Annotated in this window: 9 protein-coding genes and 1 pseudogene; 2 read left to right on the top strand and 8 right to left on the bottom strand. The window is 71.9% G+C overall.

The genetic code is table 11. The annotated features are described in order from the left end of the window. Positions 1 to 1,615 (top strand): hydantoinase/oxoprolinase family protein (locus tag AC5LSR_RS06200; protein ID WP_493468239.1); only part of this gene is annotated, 1,615 nt, incomplete at its 5' end. 691 nt (positions 1,616 to 2,306) lie between these two features. Continuing rightward, the gene (locus AC5LSR_RS06195) at positions 2,307 to 3,812 is read left to right on the top strand and encodes an acetamidase/formamidase family protein (RefSeq protein ID WP_250285540.1); all 1,506 of its coding nucleotides are present in this window, start codon (positions 2,307 to 2,309) and stop codon (positions 3,810 to 3,812) included. A 369-nt stretch (positions 3,813 to 4,181) separates the two neighbouring features. Here the strand turns inward: AC5LSR_RS06195 and AC5LSR_RS06190 are convergent, their stop codons facing one another. The 8 genes and pseudogenes from AC5LSR_RS06190 to AC5LSR_RS06155 form a co-directional block, all read right to left on the bottom strand. Beyond that, the gene (locus AC5LSR_RS06190; RefSeq protein ID WP_250285539.1) at positions 4,182 to 5,033 is read right to left on the bottom strand and encodes an SCO4651 family lipoprotein; all 852 of its coding nucleotides are present in this window, start codon (positions 5,031 to 5,033) and stop codon (positions 4,182 to 4,184) included. A gap of 182 nt (positions 5,034 to 5,215) precedes the next feature. Next, the gene (locus AC5LSR_RS06185; RefSeq protein WP_250285538.1) at positions 5,216 to 5,980 is read right to left on the bottom strand and encodes a succinate dehydrogenase iron-sulfur subunit; all 765 of its coding nucleotides are present in this window, start codon (positions 5,978 to 5,980) and stop codon (positions 5,216 to 5,218) included. A gap of 389 nt (positions 5,981 to 6,369) precedes the next feature. Continuing rightward, positions 6,370 to 8,124, bottom strand: a complete 1,755-nt coding sequence (gene sdhA / locus AC5LSR_RS06180; RefSeq protein WP_250285537.1) for a succinate dehydrogenase flavoprotein subunit — start codon at positions 8,122 to 8,124, stop codon at positions 6,370 to 6,372. Between the two features lie 29 nt (positions 8,125 to 8,153). Then, the gene (locus AC5LSR_RS06175; protein ID WP_250285536.1) at positions 8,154 to 8,591 is read right to left on the bottom strand and encodes a succinate dehydrogenase hydrophobic membrane anchor subunit; all 438 of its coding nucleotides are present in this window, start codon (positions 8,589 to 8,591) and stop codon (positions 8,154 to 8,156) included. Further along, the gene (gene sdhC / locus AC5LSR_RS06170; RefSeq protein WP_250285535.1) at positions 8,591 to 8,986 is read right to left on the bottom strand and encodes a succinate dehydrogenase, cytochrome b556 subunit; all 396 of its coding nucleotides are present in this window, start codon (positions 8,984 to 8,986) and stop codon (positions 8,591 to 8,593) included. Before sdhC ends, AC5LSR_RS06175 begins: the two co-directional genes overlap by 1 nt. 399 nt (positions 8,987 to 9,385) lie before the next feature. Beyond that, positions 9,386 to 11,359 (bottom strand): serine/threonine-protein kinase, encoded by a 1,974-nt coding sequence (locus tag AC5LSR_RS06165; RefSeq protein ID WP_250285534.1) that lies wholly within the window; start codon positions 11,357 to 11,359, stop codon positions 9,386 to 9,388. A gap of 136 nt (positions 11,360 to 11,495) precedes the next feature. Further along, positions 11,496 to 14,042 carry a serine/threonine-protein kinase gene (locus tag AC5LSR_RS06160; protein ID WP_493464590.1) on the bottom strand — a complete coding sequence of 849 codons (2,547 nt, stop codon included), beginning with the start codon at positions 14,040 to 14,042 and terminating at the stop codon, positions 11,496 to 11,498. 264 nt (positions 14,043 to 14,306) lie between these two features. Then, positions 14,307 to 14,813 (bottom strand): annotated as a pseudogene (locus tag AC5LSR_RS06155) (hypothetical protein); the annotation flags it as partial.

Genomic DNA, 14,813 nt, shown 5'->3' with positions numbered 1-14,813 from the left:
GGCTGTTGCCGACGCCGACGGGGTGGTCAGGCCGCTGGCGGCCGTCGCCGTGTGCCTGCTGTTCTCCTTCGCCCATCCCGAGCACGAACGTCAGGTCGCCGACGCGCTGCGGGCCGCGCTGCCCGGCGTGACCGTGGTGGCCTCCCACGAGGTGCTCCCGCGGTTCCGGGAGTACGAGCGGTTCGCCACCACCGTCGCCGACGCCTACCTGACACCGGCGCTGTCGGCCTACCTCGGCGCGCTCGCCCGCCGGTGCGCCGCGGCGGGGCTGCCGTCCCCGCTGGTCATGCGCTCCTCCGGGGGAGTGGTGGAGCTCGCGGCCGCCGCCGAGCACGCCGCGGCGTGCGTGCTGTCGGGGCCGGCCGGCGGCGTGGTCGGCGCCGCCTACGTCGCGGCCCGCTCGGGCCTGGACGATCTGCTGACCTTCGACATGGGCGGCACGTCGACGGACGTCGCCCCGGTGATCGGCGGCCGGGTGCAGACCACGGCCGAGGCGGTGCTCGCCGGCATACCGGTCACGTTGCCGACGGTGGACGTCCACTCGGTGAGCGCCGGCGGCGGATCCGTCGCCTGGGTCGACTCCGGCGGGGCGCTGCGGGCCGGGCCCCGTTCGGCCGGCGCCGATCCGGGCCCGGCCTGCTACGGCCGCGGCGGTGTCGAACCGACGGTGACCGACGCGGACCTGGTCCTCGGCTATCTGGCGGACGGGGCGAGCCTCGGCGGCGAGGTCACCCTGTCCCGGGCGGCCGCCTCCAAGGCGCTGGCCGCCCTGGGCGCGATACTCGGATCCGGCCCGGACGGCCTGTCGGTGGAGGAGACGGCGGCCGGGGTGGTGGCGGTCGCCGACGCGGAGATGACCCGTGCCCTGCGGGTGGTCTCGGTGGAACGCGGCCTCGACCCGCGGGAGCTGACCCTGGTCGCCTTCGGCGGCGCCGGCGGGACGCACGCGTGCGCGCTGGCCGAGGAGCTCGGGATGCACCGGGTGCTGGTGCCGCTGGCCTGCGGGGTGCTCTCCGCGCTGGGGCTGGCCATCGGCGACGTCCGCCGGGACTATCTGCGTCCGCTGCACGGCCCGCTGGCAACGGCCGGCCTGGGCGCCGCCTTCACCGAGCTGGCCCGGGCCGCCCACGCGGACACCCCCGCCGCGGACGTCCCCGCGCTCGTGATCGAGTACCAGCTGGACTGCCGGTACGTGGGCCAGTCACACGAGCTGACGGTGGTGGCCACCACCGACGGCGGCGGTGCCGGCGGCGGTTTTTCCGTCGCGCGGATACGGGCGGCCTTCGAGGCCGAGCACCTGCGCCGCTACGGGCACACCGCCCCCGACCGGGACGTCGAGGTGGTGGCCGTACGGCTGGTGGCCACGGTGCCGGGCCGCCGGCCCGAGCTGCGGGCCCCGGCCGCCGACCCCACCGCCGCCCGCACCCGCCGTCCGATCTACCTGGACGGCTCCTGGCGGGAGGTGGACGTCGTGCCCCGCGCCGCCCTCGGCCCCGGCGACACCGTGCCGGGACCGGCCGTCGTCGAGTTCCCCGAGGCGACCTGCCTGATCCGCCCCACCTGGCACGCCCACGTCGACCCCGCCGGCTCCCTCCTGCTCACCCGCGTCCACTGATACAGACCGAATTTCTCGCAGCCGGCCGTGGGCGAGCCCAACGGTGCGTGTCACGCAGATGGGTTTCGAGGTCTGCGTCGACAAGGGTCGACAAGGGTCGACAAGGTGGGTAGTGTTCCCGCGCCGCCCGCTCGGGTTCGTCCACGAGCGCGGTCCGCCGGGAGACCACGGCTGCCGGCGGACAGGTCAGGAAGCGGGCGAGAGGCCGTCGGGGAGCGGATCTCCTGAGGAAGATCTTCGAGGTCGGTTCCGCCTGCGTGAGACCGGCTGCCAGCCTGGCCTGAGCCTGGCCTGCCGGACCCGCTCACCGACCTCCGAGCACTGCCGCACGGGCTCCGTCTGTGCGCTTCTCCCACATCGTCGGTTCCCGTGTGGCGATGCCTCCCGGCCGGCGCGCCGAGATTGTCGCGCGGGTTCCATATGGGCAGATGAGGGGACTGCAACGTGTCGGAAACATATGTGTCATGTTTCACTGCGACTCTGACGCCCGTGCCGTGTCTGCCGTGTCGTCACCAGCCCGTCGGGCAGGAATCTGGCGGGTTACGCCGACCCTGTCGCGCGAGGTCCGGAATGGCTGTGTTCCCGATCGCGTCCCTGGGCGAGATCCTCGACGCCGGGTGCTCCGACGCCGGGCGTCCTGGCACCGGGCGCCGCGGGCGGCAGTCCCGGACGTCGCGGTAGCGGCGTCGTCGTGGCGCTACAGCCCGGCAAGGGCAAGATGGACGGCAGGCACTACCTGCCCTCGACCCCGGAGACGGTCATGTGGGGGCGGTTGCCGACCGCCGACACCAGGCCCGTGCTGAGCGTGGAGTCGGGGGGCACGGTCACGGTCGACACGGTCAGCCAGGAGGGGATCCTCGATGATCAGGGGCGCGATCCGGACGCCTTCTTCGGCCGTTTCGGCGTTCCGGCCTCCGAGGTCCTCGACGACGCCCGGATGATCGCCTCCTCCGGGATCCCGCACCGGTTCGGGGTGGACAGCCCGCACCTGGTGACCGGGCCGGTGTTCGTACGCGGTGCCGAGCCCGGCGATGTGCTGCGGGTGGACGTCGTCTCGTTGCATCCGCGGGCCAGGTACGGGGTGGTGTCGACCCGGCACGGTGCCGGGCCGCTCGCCGGGGAGTTCCCCGAGAACGACCCGCCCGGCCCGGACGCGAACGCCCGGAACTGGGCGGCCTTCCGGACGGCGAGCAGCTTCTGCGCGGTCGAACGGCGCCGCGGCCGGCTCTTCGGCACGCTGGAGGCCCCCAAGGGGCGGAAGGTGCGTTTCCCACTGTCGCCGTTCATGGGGATCATGTCGGTCGCTGTCGACGGTCCCGGCCCGCTCCGGTCGGCTTCGGTCGGGACGCACGGCGGGGCGCTCGACTGCGGGGAGTTAGGCGTTGACTCTCACCTGTTTCTTCCGGTGCGGGTTGCCGGCGCGCTGTTCGCCGTCGGCGACCCGCACTATTCCCTGGGTGAGGGGAAAGTCGCGGCTGTCGGCCTGGAAGGGCCGCTGCGGGCGACGTTCCGCCTGACCGTCCTGAAGGAGCCCGCGGCCCGGGCCGCCCTCGGGACGTTGCGCGAGCCCTTTGTCGAAACCGACACCCACTGGGTGCCGCTGGGGGCGCACGCCGATCTCACCGACGCCATCCGCCAGACCACCCGGTCGGCGGTGCTCTTCCTGTCCAGCCGGCTGGGGATGGACCGGGCGGCCGCGTTCGCCTACCTGTCCGCAGCGGCTGCCTTCGGCATCGGCCGGTCGGGCAGCGACCTACAGACCGTGTACTGCCGGATCCGCCGGGCGGACTTCGGCGAGCCGGCCGCCGCCAAACCCCGTCTGGTACGCCCCGGATTCGGCCGGGCTGCCCCCGCCCCCGCTCCTGGCAGTCCCGCTGCCGGCTCCCGCTCCACCGCCCCTGTTACCGGTCCCGCACCCACGGACGATCGTTCCGAGGCGCCGCCGGGCGCGGGCGCGGCCCACGAACCTCCGGAGGCGCCACAGCCGGCAACGGACGCGGCAGGCCCGGAGGTTCTGGGCCCGGCCGCTTCGGGCCCGGAGGTTCTGGGCCCGGAGGTTCTGGGCCCGGCCGCTTTGGGCCCGGTCGCTTTGGGCCCGGTCGCTTCGGGTTCGGTCGCCGCGAGCTCAGCGGCAGATACGTCCGCGGCACCGAGCGCGCCAGTCCCCGACAGCACTGGTCCTGCTTCCCAGCCGTAGGTGAAAACCGTGCTCACGGCAGCGTTTTCCACCTACGGCTCCCGCACCCGTAGGTGGAAAACGCCGTCCCGGCACCAGTTTTTACCTACAGCCGACGGGCGCCGGCCTTTTGCGGCCAGGAGCGGAGACCGTCGCCATGTCACCCGAGAGCTGTCCGGTGCCGGGGCGTGACCGTCGGAGACGACACCCGGTCTCCAGCGCGCCGGTCAAGTGGTGCGCATCCCATCCCCGGCCACCCGTACAAGCCATGATCCAAACGATTTTGTCGTTGTGTACGCTTTTTGGCCGCAAAAGTGTACACAACGACAAACTCGCGCCGATCTTCTCCGGCGGCCGGCGTCCTATCGAGGTACGTCACCGTTCGCGGGGCTAGCTCGGCGCGATCTGGTCGGGGGAGGGCGCGGTGATGGGGGGAGGGACGCCGAAGTCCGAATAGGTCACCGTTCGGACGATCTCGCTGCGGCCGGCGCCGGTGTCAGCGCCGGTGTTCGGGGTGGCGATGGTGACGCGGAGCTGGCGGATGAGCCCGTCGGCGTCGATCCATGCCTCGGCCGGCTGGATCGCCGTCCCCAGGGTGTTCTTGTAGTACTCGACCGTGGTGGCGCTGATGTTTCCCCGGGTGGCGGCGGTGTCCAGGTTCACGGACAGCGTGTAGTGGGTGGTCGTGACGCCGTCGATCGTTTCCTGGCCGACGGTGGTCACCGGCGCCGAGGCCCCGCTGAGGAAGCCGAGCCGCAGCGCGACGGCGTCGCCGGTCGTGGGCTGGGCGGTCGGTGTCGGGGCGGGCGTCGCCGAGCGGCTGCCGCTGGCGCCGGGGACGACACGGGTCCATCGCGGCGGGCGCGGCACGTCGGCGGGCGGGACGCTGCGCTGGTAGAGGTCAGGGCCGACGATCAGCAGCTCGCTGCGGCCCCCGCCAGCCACGTCACGCATGGTCTGACTGGCGCTGTTGACGAAGTCGACGGTGCCGGTGCCGGTGATGGAGAGCTGTCTGCGCCCGGACGAGGAGACGAAGTTCGCCTGGTCGCTGAAGCGGATACGCGCGGTCCCCCGAGTGATCGTCGCCTGGTAGGCGCCGGCGAGGGGAGCGGGCACGCCGCTGGTTCCGGTCGGTGCGGCAGCCGTCGGGACCGCCGGCGGCGGTTCGGGGGAGTCGGACGAACAGCCGGCTGCCCCGACCAGCGACAGGCCTGCCACCAGCAGCATGACGGCGGCGGCCATGGCCCGCGTCGCACGGCGGCCGGTGCGGTGCGCAGCAGCGGTCGCCAGGCCCGAGTCCGGGCCCGGATCGCAGGATCGTTGTGATTTCGGTGTCGTTGGGACAGCACCGGAACCACAACGATCACAGCATTGCCGGGCGAGCCGCTGAAGGCAGGCGCCTACCGAGCCAGACCGCACCGGAACTACACGCGCCGGAAGATCAGCGCACGCTTGACCTCCGAGATGGCCTTGGTGACCTGGATGCCACGCGGGCACGCGTTCGAGCAGTTGAACGTCGTCCGGCAGCGCCAGACGCCTTCGCGCTCGTTGAGGATCTCCAGGCGTTCGTCGCCGGCGGCGTCCCGGCTGTCGAAGATGAAGCGGTGCGCGGCCACGATGGCGGCCGGCCCGAAGTAGTCGCCGTCGTTCCAGAACACCGGGCAGGACGTGGTGCAGGCCGCGCACAGGATGCACTTGGTGGTGTCGTCGAAACGTTCCCGGTCGGCGGCGGACTGCAGCCGTTCCTTGGTCGGCTCGTGCCCCTCGGGAATGAGGTAGGGCTTGACCGCACGGAACGCGTCGAAGAACGGCTCCATGTTGACGATGAGGTCCTTCTCGACCGGGAGCCCCTTGATGGGTTCGATCGAGATTTCCGAGCCGAGGTCCTTGACCAGCACCTTGCAGGCGAGCCGGTTCGCGCCGTTGATCCGCATGGCGTCCGAGCCGCACACGCCGTGCGCGCACGAGCGCCGGAAGGACAGCGAGCCGTCGAGGTTCCACTTGACGTAGTGCAGGGCGTCCAGCAGCCGGTCACTGGGGACGAAGGGGACCGCGAAGCTCTGCCAGTACGCTTTGTCGCTCTCCTCGGGGTTGTAGCGCCTGATCTTCAGCGTGATGGTCCGCCCATCCGAGGTACTGGGACTGGCGCCGGCCGGTACAGTGGTTGATAGATCGTCTGTGACAGTCACGCCGGACCTTTCTCACATCGGACCCACATGGCGGGTCAGCAGATCATAGACCGCGCACCGGTCTCCCGACCGTCAGCGCCTCGCTTCCCGGGCCCGGAGGATACCGGGCCAGGGATCGTGGCTGCCGTCCGGGAGTGCCGGGGCACGCTGGTGCGGGTACGGATAGCTGTGCTGGTCAGCACCCTTACGACGTCTTCCTGACCTCTGTTTTTTTCAGTTGTCCTCCCCGGCTGCCATCCCGGATACCCGCCCGCGTTTTCCGCGGCCGCCGGGCAGCGGTGAAGCGCGCGGGACGGGTGGCCGGCCAGGTCCTGGCGGGGCCTCGGGCATCGAGGCCGGGTCCCGCCAGGACCGCCCGCCGCCCGCCGCGCGGTCGGGGGCGGGGGCGGTCAGTACTTGCGTTCCATGGGCTGGTAGCGGGTCAACGCCACCGGCTTGTAGTCCAGCCGGATCTCCGAGTCGGGCGCGGCGGCGGCCAGCGGCCCGGAGCGGTAGGCCATGGTGTGCCGCAGGAAGTTCACGTCGTCGCGGTTGGGGTAGTCCTCGCGGGAGTGCCCCCCCCGGGACTCGTTGCGGGCCAGCGCGCCGGTGACCAGGCATTCGGCGAGGTCGAGCAGGAAGCCCAGCTCGACCGCCTCCAGCAGTTCGGTGTTGTAGCGGTGGCCCCGGTCGGTGACGCCGACGTTCTGGTAGCGGGCCTTGAGCCCGGCGATGTCACCGAACGCCTGCTTCAGCGTGGCCTCGGTCCGGTAGACCGACGCGTTGACGTCCATCGTCTCCTGGAGCTCACGGCGGATCGCCGCCACGTTCTGCAATCCGCTGCCGTCACGCAGCCGGCCGAGCAGGCCCTCGACGAAGCCGGCCGGGTCGTCCGGCAGCTCGGCGTGGGTGGAGGTCTTGTTCGCGTGCTCCGCCGCGGCGATGCCGGCCCGGCGGCCGAAGACGTTGATGTCCAGCAGCGAGTTGGTGCCGAGCCGGTTCGCGCCGTGCACGGAGACGCACGCCACTTCGCCCGCAGCGTAGAGCCCCGGGACGATGTCGGTGTTGTTCCGCAGCACTTCGGCGTTGATGTTCGTCGGGACGCCGCCCATGGCGTAGTGGGCGGTCGGCTGGATCGGGATCGGGTCCGTGTAGGGCTCGATGCCCAGGTAGGTGCGGGCGAACTCGGTGATGTCCGGGAGCTTCGCGTCGAGCTGCTCCGGGGGCAGGTGTGTCAGGTCGAGGTAGACGTGGTCGCCGTCGACGCCACAGCCGCGGCCGGCGCGGATCTCGGTGTAGATGGCCCGGGCCACCATGTCGCGGGGGGCGAGGTCCTTGATGGTCGGTGCGTAGCGCTCCATGAAGCGCTCGCCGTCCTTGTTGCGCAGGATGCCGCCCTCACCGCGGGCACCCTCGGTGAGCAGGATGCCCATCTTCCAGATGCCGGTCGGGTGGAACTGGTAGAACTCCAGGTCCTCCAGGGGCAGCCCGCGCCGGAAGATGATGCCCATGCCGTCGCCGGTGAGCGTGTGCGCGTTCGAGGTGACCTTGAAGACCTTGCCGAAGCCGCCGGTGGCGAACACCACGGACTTGGCCCGGAAGACGTGCACCTCGCCGGTGGCCAGCTCGTAGGCGACCACACCGGCGGCGACGCCCTCGCTCAGCAGCAGGTCCAGCACGTAGAACTCGTTGTAGAACTCGATGTCGTGCTTGACGCACTGCTGGTAGAGGGTCTGCAGGATCATGTGGCCGGTGCGGTCGGCGGCATAGCACGAGCGGCGGACGGGTGCCTTGCCGTGGTCGCGGGTGTGACCGCCGAAACGGCGCTGGTCGATGCGGCCCTCGGGGGTCCGGTTGAACGGCAGGCCCATCTTCTCCAGGTCGAGGACCGCGTCGATGGCCTCCTTGCACATGACCTCGGCGGCGTCCTGGTCGACGAGATAGTCACCACCTTTGATCGTGTCAAAGGTGTGCCACTCCCAGTTGTCCTCCTCGACGTTGGCCAGGGCCGCGCACATGCCGCCCTGCGCCGCGCCGGTGTGGGAGCGGGTGGGATACAGCTTGGTCAGCACGGCGGTGCGACACCGCTTGCCGGATTCGAGTGCCGCGCGCATGCCCGCGCCGCCGGCACCCACGATGACCGTGTCGAACTTGTGAATCTGCACCGCTTGGACCTCCGCCTTCCCAGGCGCTATCAGGAGATGTTCGGGTCGAACGTGAAGATGACCAGTGATCCCAGGGAGATCACCAGGAACGCCGACACGTACAGCAACATCTTCAGCCAGAACCGGGTCTGTGGCCGCTCAGCGTAGTCATTAATGACGGTGCGTAGGCCATTGCTCCCGTGCAGTTCGGCCAGGACGAGCATGAGCAGGTCCCAGGTCCGCCAGAACGGTGAGGCCCAGCGGCCCGCGACGAAGCCGAAGCCGATCCGCTGCACACCGCCGTCAAGAATGTTCATGATGAACAGGTGGCCGAGCACCAGGAAGACCAGCAGGATCCCGGAGACCCGCATGAACAGCCACGCGTAGAGCTCGAAGTTCGTCCGCGCCTTGGTGCGTACGGGCCGGCGTTGTGGGCTGCGTGGCGCCTCGATGGCCGGGGCGGCCGCGCCGTCGATCGTTGTCGCCATCAGGACGCGCTCCCGAACAGGCTCTCGACCGTGTGCTTCAGCATGTAGTAGGTGCCCGGAACGACCAGGATGACCCACAGCACGATCTCGGTGTACAGCATCTGGCGCTGGAAACGGGGGCCGGACGCCCAGAAGTCGATCAGCACGATCCGGATCCCGTTGAGCGCGTGGAAGAGAACCGCCGCTACCAGCCCCACCTCCATCAGGTTCACGATCGGGTTCTTGTAGGTCGCGATCACGGTGTCGTAGGACGATGGGGACACCCGCACCAGCGCGGTGTCCAGGACGTGGGCGAACAGGAAGAAAAAGATCAGTACGCCCGTGATCCTGTGAGCAACCCAGGACCACATACCCTCGCGGCCGCGGTAGAGCGTGCCCGCTGGTGCCTTCGGCACTGAAAGCTCCTCCGGACCGGCCTTCCGAGAGGCTGGTCCTGATGATCCGTCCGATGACTCATGGTGGCTTGTCCGGCCAAAGATGGCACGGCTGCCATGGCGCCCGCCAGTTCATGAGCATGGCCCAGAGGCCGCGCTCGAGCCGATGATCCGGGCAGTGATCTGACGGGCAGGCAGCTCGCGTCACCGAGGAACCAGGGCACCCGGAGACATCATGATGTGGACGACGGTTTGTGTGCACCCGATGCTAGTGCTGGCCCCCTGGCGGGGCATGCCGGCTTCCGTGACACTTAGGTGAGGTATGTCACAGATAGTGATCGTCTTCATTGTGTGATGAAGCGTTCTGAAGGGTAAAGGGCTGCCCTCAGGGACCCCTGTCACAGGTGCGGCAGCGCGGCATCAGGTGCGCCCGTCAGGTGGTGGCGGTGGCGGTGGGTTGGTGGGTGGCGACGCGCTGGGGGTCGAGGCCGTCGGGCCTGGGTCCGTCGGCTGGATCTGGGTTGGTGTCGGGGCCGGGCTGGTCGGGCTCGCACCCACCTGCGTCGGCGAGGGGGTCACGGGCTGCGCCTCGGTCGCGGTCGGTAGCGGCTCGGCCGGCGTGCTCGCTACGGGTGGTGACGATGGGCGGGAGGTGGGGAGCCTGTCCACCCCCACCGGGGCTTTCGGGCTGGGCACGGGCGCGGAGGGGTCGACGCTGCGCTGCCCGGCCGCCCCGCTCGCCGACGGGCTGGTGCCCCCACCGGGCTGCAGCTGCACGTCGGTGCCGGAACCCGAGCGGAGCAGCGCGCCGACCACGAGCGCCACACATACGGCCAGGGACGCGGCCACCGCCGCGACCGCGCCGCGGTGCAGGGGAGTTCCGTCACGCCACCAGTCGGTTGACGTTCTTCCGTTCCCCAGGTGACCATGAGTTGTGCTGTTGCCGGCCGGGCCCATGACACCGCTGGTGACCGGTAGCAGACCGTCATCGGGGTCGTCCTGGTTGCCGACACCGTACCCGCCGAAGTCGAACGGGGGCGGGGTGAACCGGTTGCCGGCCAGGGTGGTCGCGGCCGAGGTGTCCAGCAGCGGGGCGCCGCCGGTGCGCGTCCGGACCGCCACCGCGGTCACCGGCTCCTCAGGCATGCCAGGACGGTCATGGTGCGCGGGCGCCGCCGGGGCGCCGGCCGCCCGGCCGGTGCTCGGCGCGTCCGCTTCCGCCGCCGCGGCGGCGACCGTCCGCCTGGCGACCAGCGTTCCGGCCTCGGCCGGGTCCTCGGCCGGGTCCTCGGCCGCGCCGCCGGCCACCGGCCCGCCGTCCTTGGCCGTACCGCTCACCGACCGGTCCATGGTCACCAGGTCGGCCGCGGGCGTCCCGGTGGCGGAGGGAGCGATCTGCGGGCCGTGCGCCCGCGCGTCCTCGTCGGATGCCGGATCGTCGCCGGCATGCTCCTCGGCGTCCACTGCGGGCCCGGCGCCGGCCTTCCCCTCGGTCACCGGTTCCGCGTCGGATCCGGTGACCGACGCCGGTACGGGTACGGCCCCGCCCGCGACCGGGCGCAGCCGCCGGCGTACCTCGGCCACGTCCGGCCTGCTCTCGGCCGGCCGGTCGAGCAGGTCGGCGAGCAGGCCACGCAGGGGGCCGGCGAGCTGGAACGGGCGCCGGCGCCCCTCCACCACGGCGGTCAGGACGGCGTAGGTCTCCGGCCCCTCGAACGGCGGCTGCCCCTCCACCGCCGCGTACAGCGTGGCGCCCAGCCCCCACAGGTCACTCGCGGGGGTGCCGGAGGAGCCCCGCACCCGTTCCGGGGCGATGTAGGCGGGGGAGCCGACGAGCGCACCCGTGCCGGTGAGGGTCGAGTCGCCGTCGGTGGCCGCGATGCCGAAGTCGGTCAGCCGGACGTGGCCGTCCCGGCCGAGCAGGACGTTGCCGGGCTTGATGTCACGGTGCAGCACACCCGCCGAGTGGGCGGCGGCGAGCGCCTCGGTGAGCGTCAGCCCGATGGCCGCCACCTGGTCGGGCGGCAGCGGCCCCTCGGCCCGGATGACCTCGCCGAGGCTGTCGGCGTCCACCAGCTCCATGACGATCCAGTGGCGTTCGGCCTCCTCGACCACGTCGTAGACGGAGACGATGGCCGGGCTGTTCAGCCGGGCGAGGGCGCGGGCCTCCCGCAGCACTCTGGCCCGCAGCCCGTCGCGCTCGACCTGTGAGCCGGTGTGCGGAATCAGAATTTCCTTGACCGCGACCGGGCGCTGAAGAAGCTCGTCCTCACCGCACCAGACGACACCGGCGCCACCTCGCCCGATTGGAGTATCCAGACGGTAACGCTGAGATACATATCGGGGTGTGTTGTGGCGCGCGGAGTCTCCGGGCGGTGGTGCCGATCTGGCCATCGCCGTCAAGTCTTGCAGATGCACGGGCGGACGTGCAGACAGCCCTCAGCCGGCCCGGCCCGGCGCGCATGGCCGGCACCGGCCAGGAACGGCCCGGAAGAGGCCCGGAACGGCCCGGAAGAGGCCCGGAAGATGGTCAGGGGCCGGGCCGGAACGTCGAGAAAAGCTGCCACATCAACGGAAGGTCCGTTTCCCAGCGGGAGTCCGCGGTACGCCAGTACAACGCGTAGCCATGGCCATTGCGCACAAATCCCCGGTTGAGAACGTGCACCGTCTTCCCGCCGGATGTGTGCGTGAACTCCCAGTCCGCCTGGATCGCCCCGTCGCCGCCGTCAGCCGGCGCGATCTTCACCCGTCGGTAGTCGGGCACCTGGGCGCGCAGGTCGTCCTCGTGCGCCGTCCAGTCCGTCAGTGCGGAGGGATTGGCCCGCGCGGTGATGTCGATGTGCAGGTATGCGCCGGTCTGCGGATTGGTGAAGTTCCGTCCTTCGTTTCCTGGGGCGGGCCGTTCCTCCCAGCCCTCCGGATAGGCGATCGACCAGCCCGACGGGCCGGAGTAGGTACGCCAGCCCGGTGGCGGGGCCACCGGTGTGGTGTCCGGCGGGGCCAGCCCCGGGTCGGCGGTGACCGCTGCGGCCGGAACGCCTGCGTCAGGTGACGGCCGGGTGGAGGCCGGTGGGCCGGTGATCGTGGGAGCGGTCTGGCTCGTGGTGGTCCCGTCCGGGCTCCCCTGGCCGGTCGCGGCCGCTGCCGGCGGCTGGCCCGCTCCTGGCCGGGCCGGATCCGATGCCAGCACCGCCGCGAGGACGATGGCCGTAGCCGCCAGCACCGCCGTGAGGGCCGCGACGATCACGCCGAGGCGCCGGCGGCTGGACCGGCCGCCCGCCGCCGCGCCCGCCGGCCCCGCGACGGCCGTCCCGGCGACCGCCACCGGCCCGGTCGGCCCGGTCGGCTCGGTGACCCCGGGCGTCCGAGCCGGTCCGGGGACCCCGGGCGTCCGAACTGGTCCGGCAGTGGCTGCCGCCGCGGGTGTTCCCGGTGCTGCCGGTGTTGCCGCTGAGCCGGCCGTCCGGGCCGGTCCAGCCGGTTCGGGTGCCTTCGCCGTTCCGGGACGCGCGGCGGGAGGCCGATCCCGTGGGCCTGCCGGCAGGCCCCGCGGGCTGGCCGGCAGGATGGCCGTCTCAGCTGCTCCGGCCGCTGTTTTCGCTGGCCTGGGGGGCGTGGGAGGAGCCTGCTCCCGGGAGCGGGCCGGCGGCGTGGCCGGCTCCTCGGTTTCCCCGACGGAAGGCACAGCCGGTTTGCCGGTGGGGGGCACAGCGGGTTTGCCGGTGGGGGGCACAGCCGACCGCCGGGCGGCGGCGCTTACCGCCGCCCGGATGTCGGGAGCCGGGGCATCAAGTGTCGGGGCGTCGAGCGCCGCGGCGTCGGTGGAACGGCCGGTCCGCTGGTGACCGGCTCCGGCGCTGTCGGGCGCGGCATCACCGGCGGAGGCGGTGCCGCCGTCGGCCACGGCGCGGCCGATGGCGGGACGGCCGGCGCCGGATCCGCTGGTGGCGGGCGGGCCGGCCGTGGAGCCGCCGGTGGAGGCCGGTGCCGCGTCCACCTGGCTCGCCCCGGCCGTGCGCGCCGGATGTTCCTCAGCGGGGGCGGGGCTCACCGGGATCATGCCCGGCCCCGGTACAACGGCATCCCGCTCGTCGGCCTCGGCGCGGGCGGGGCCCACCGGGATCGCGCCCGGCGCGACGCCGTCGCGGCCCGCCGGTGTCCGCGGCGGACGCTCGCGGTCGGTACGGCCCGCACGGGTGCCCGGCAGCCGCCGGGAGGACTCCCGTTCGCTGACCTTCCGCAGCCGTCGCCGGGCCAGGGACAGCGACGGGCGGTCAGCGGGCCGCACCGCCAGGAGATCGGCGAGAATCGGCGCGAGGGTGCCGGCCAGCCGGAAGGGATGGCGTCTGCCCTCGACGATCGCGGTCAGCGTCGCGATGGCGCTGTCGCGCTCGTAGGGCGCGCCGCCCTCGACCGCGGTGAACAGGGTCGCGCCCAGCGCCCAGATGTCGCTGCCCGGGCCGCCGGCCTCCCCCCGGGCCCGTTCCGGGGCGATGTAGGACGGCGAGCCGAGCAGGATGCCGGTGCGGGTCAGGGTCGGATCCCCCGCGGACAGCGCGATACCGAAGTCCGTCAGCCGGGCGCGCCGGTCCGCGCTGATCAGGACGTTCGCCGGTTTGACGTCCCGGTGGATGATCCCGGTCCGGTGCGCGGCCTCCAGGGCGTAGGCGAGGCTGATGCCGATCCGGGCCACCCGCTCACGCGGCAGCGGGCCCTCGTCGTAGATGATCTCCGACAGGGAGCGGCCCTCCACGAGCTCCATGATGATCCACGGGCGGCCGTCCGCCTCGAGGACGTCGAAGACCGGGACGAGCCCGGGATGCTGGACCCGGCCGGCCGAGCGCGCCTCGCGCAGCACCCGCTGGCGCAGGATCGCCCGCTCGTCGGCGGAGATCGACGGTGGGAGGCGGATTTCCTTGACGGCGACGTCCCGCCGCAGCAGCTCGTCGGTGGCCGCGTACACCACACCGAAACCGCCGCGGCCGAGTTCGGCGCCGAGCCGGTAACGGCCCGCGACGAGCTGGCCGGAATCCGGTTCCCGCCCGGTTTTCGACGTCGGGTGGCGCTCGAGCGGCATCCGGCCGTCCCACCTCCCTGTGGATTTTGCTCGTGGGCATTGCCCGTCCTCTGGACATTGTCCGTGGACGCGGACGCTGCCTGTGAACATGGGCGTTGCCTGTGGACGTGGACGCTGCTCGTGGACGCGGACGCTGCCTGTGGACATTGTCCGTGCTCGAGGACATCGCTCGGCCTACTTCATCACACGTCGACCGCACCGGTTCGGGGCGCGTCGCATACCGGCATCACGGGCTGTCCAGCGGTGGGCGTCCGGCACGGGATATCACGGAAGGTGCCAGACGTACACACCTCCGGTGAGCTCCGGCGGGTGTCCGGTCAGCGACGTCACCGTGTCGCGCAGGTCGTCCAGGTGCCTTGCCGGGCCGAGCACGACCGCGCGCACACCGAGCTCGGCGAAGTCGGCGCGGCTCCGGGCGATCTGTGCCGGGGTCACCGGGCCGGCGGCCCCGTTGTTTTCGATGCCGTCCAGTAACTGTGCTGTTGCTGTCGGTTTTTTCCCGCCCATGTACGCCTTCCCGTCGTGGCCCGGGCCGATGAAGTAGCCGCCCGGCATCGAGAAAGGGAAGTCCGCCGCGGTCTGCCAGGCCATCGCGGTGGTCCGCAGCCCGGTCGGATAGGGCAGGAGAAGCACGTTGGAGCCGGCCGGAAGGGTTCTCACGGCGTCAGTGGTGAAGAACGCGGGCACGTCGGGTGAGCGTTCGACGGCGTACGGCCGAGGAATCAGCGGGAGTACACAGGCCACAGCGAGGGCCACCGCCGCCGGGATACT

This window comes from Protofrankia sp. CiP1_Cm_nod4 (assembly GCF_982290645.1).
This window is presented reverse-complemented; position numbering and strand designations above follow the sequence as displayed.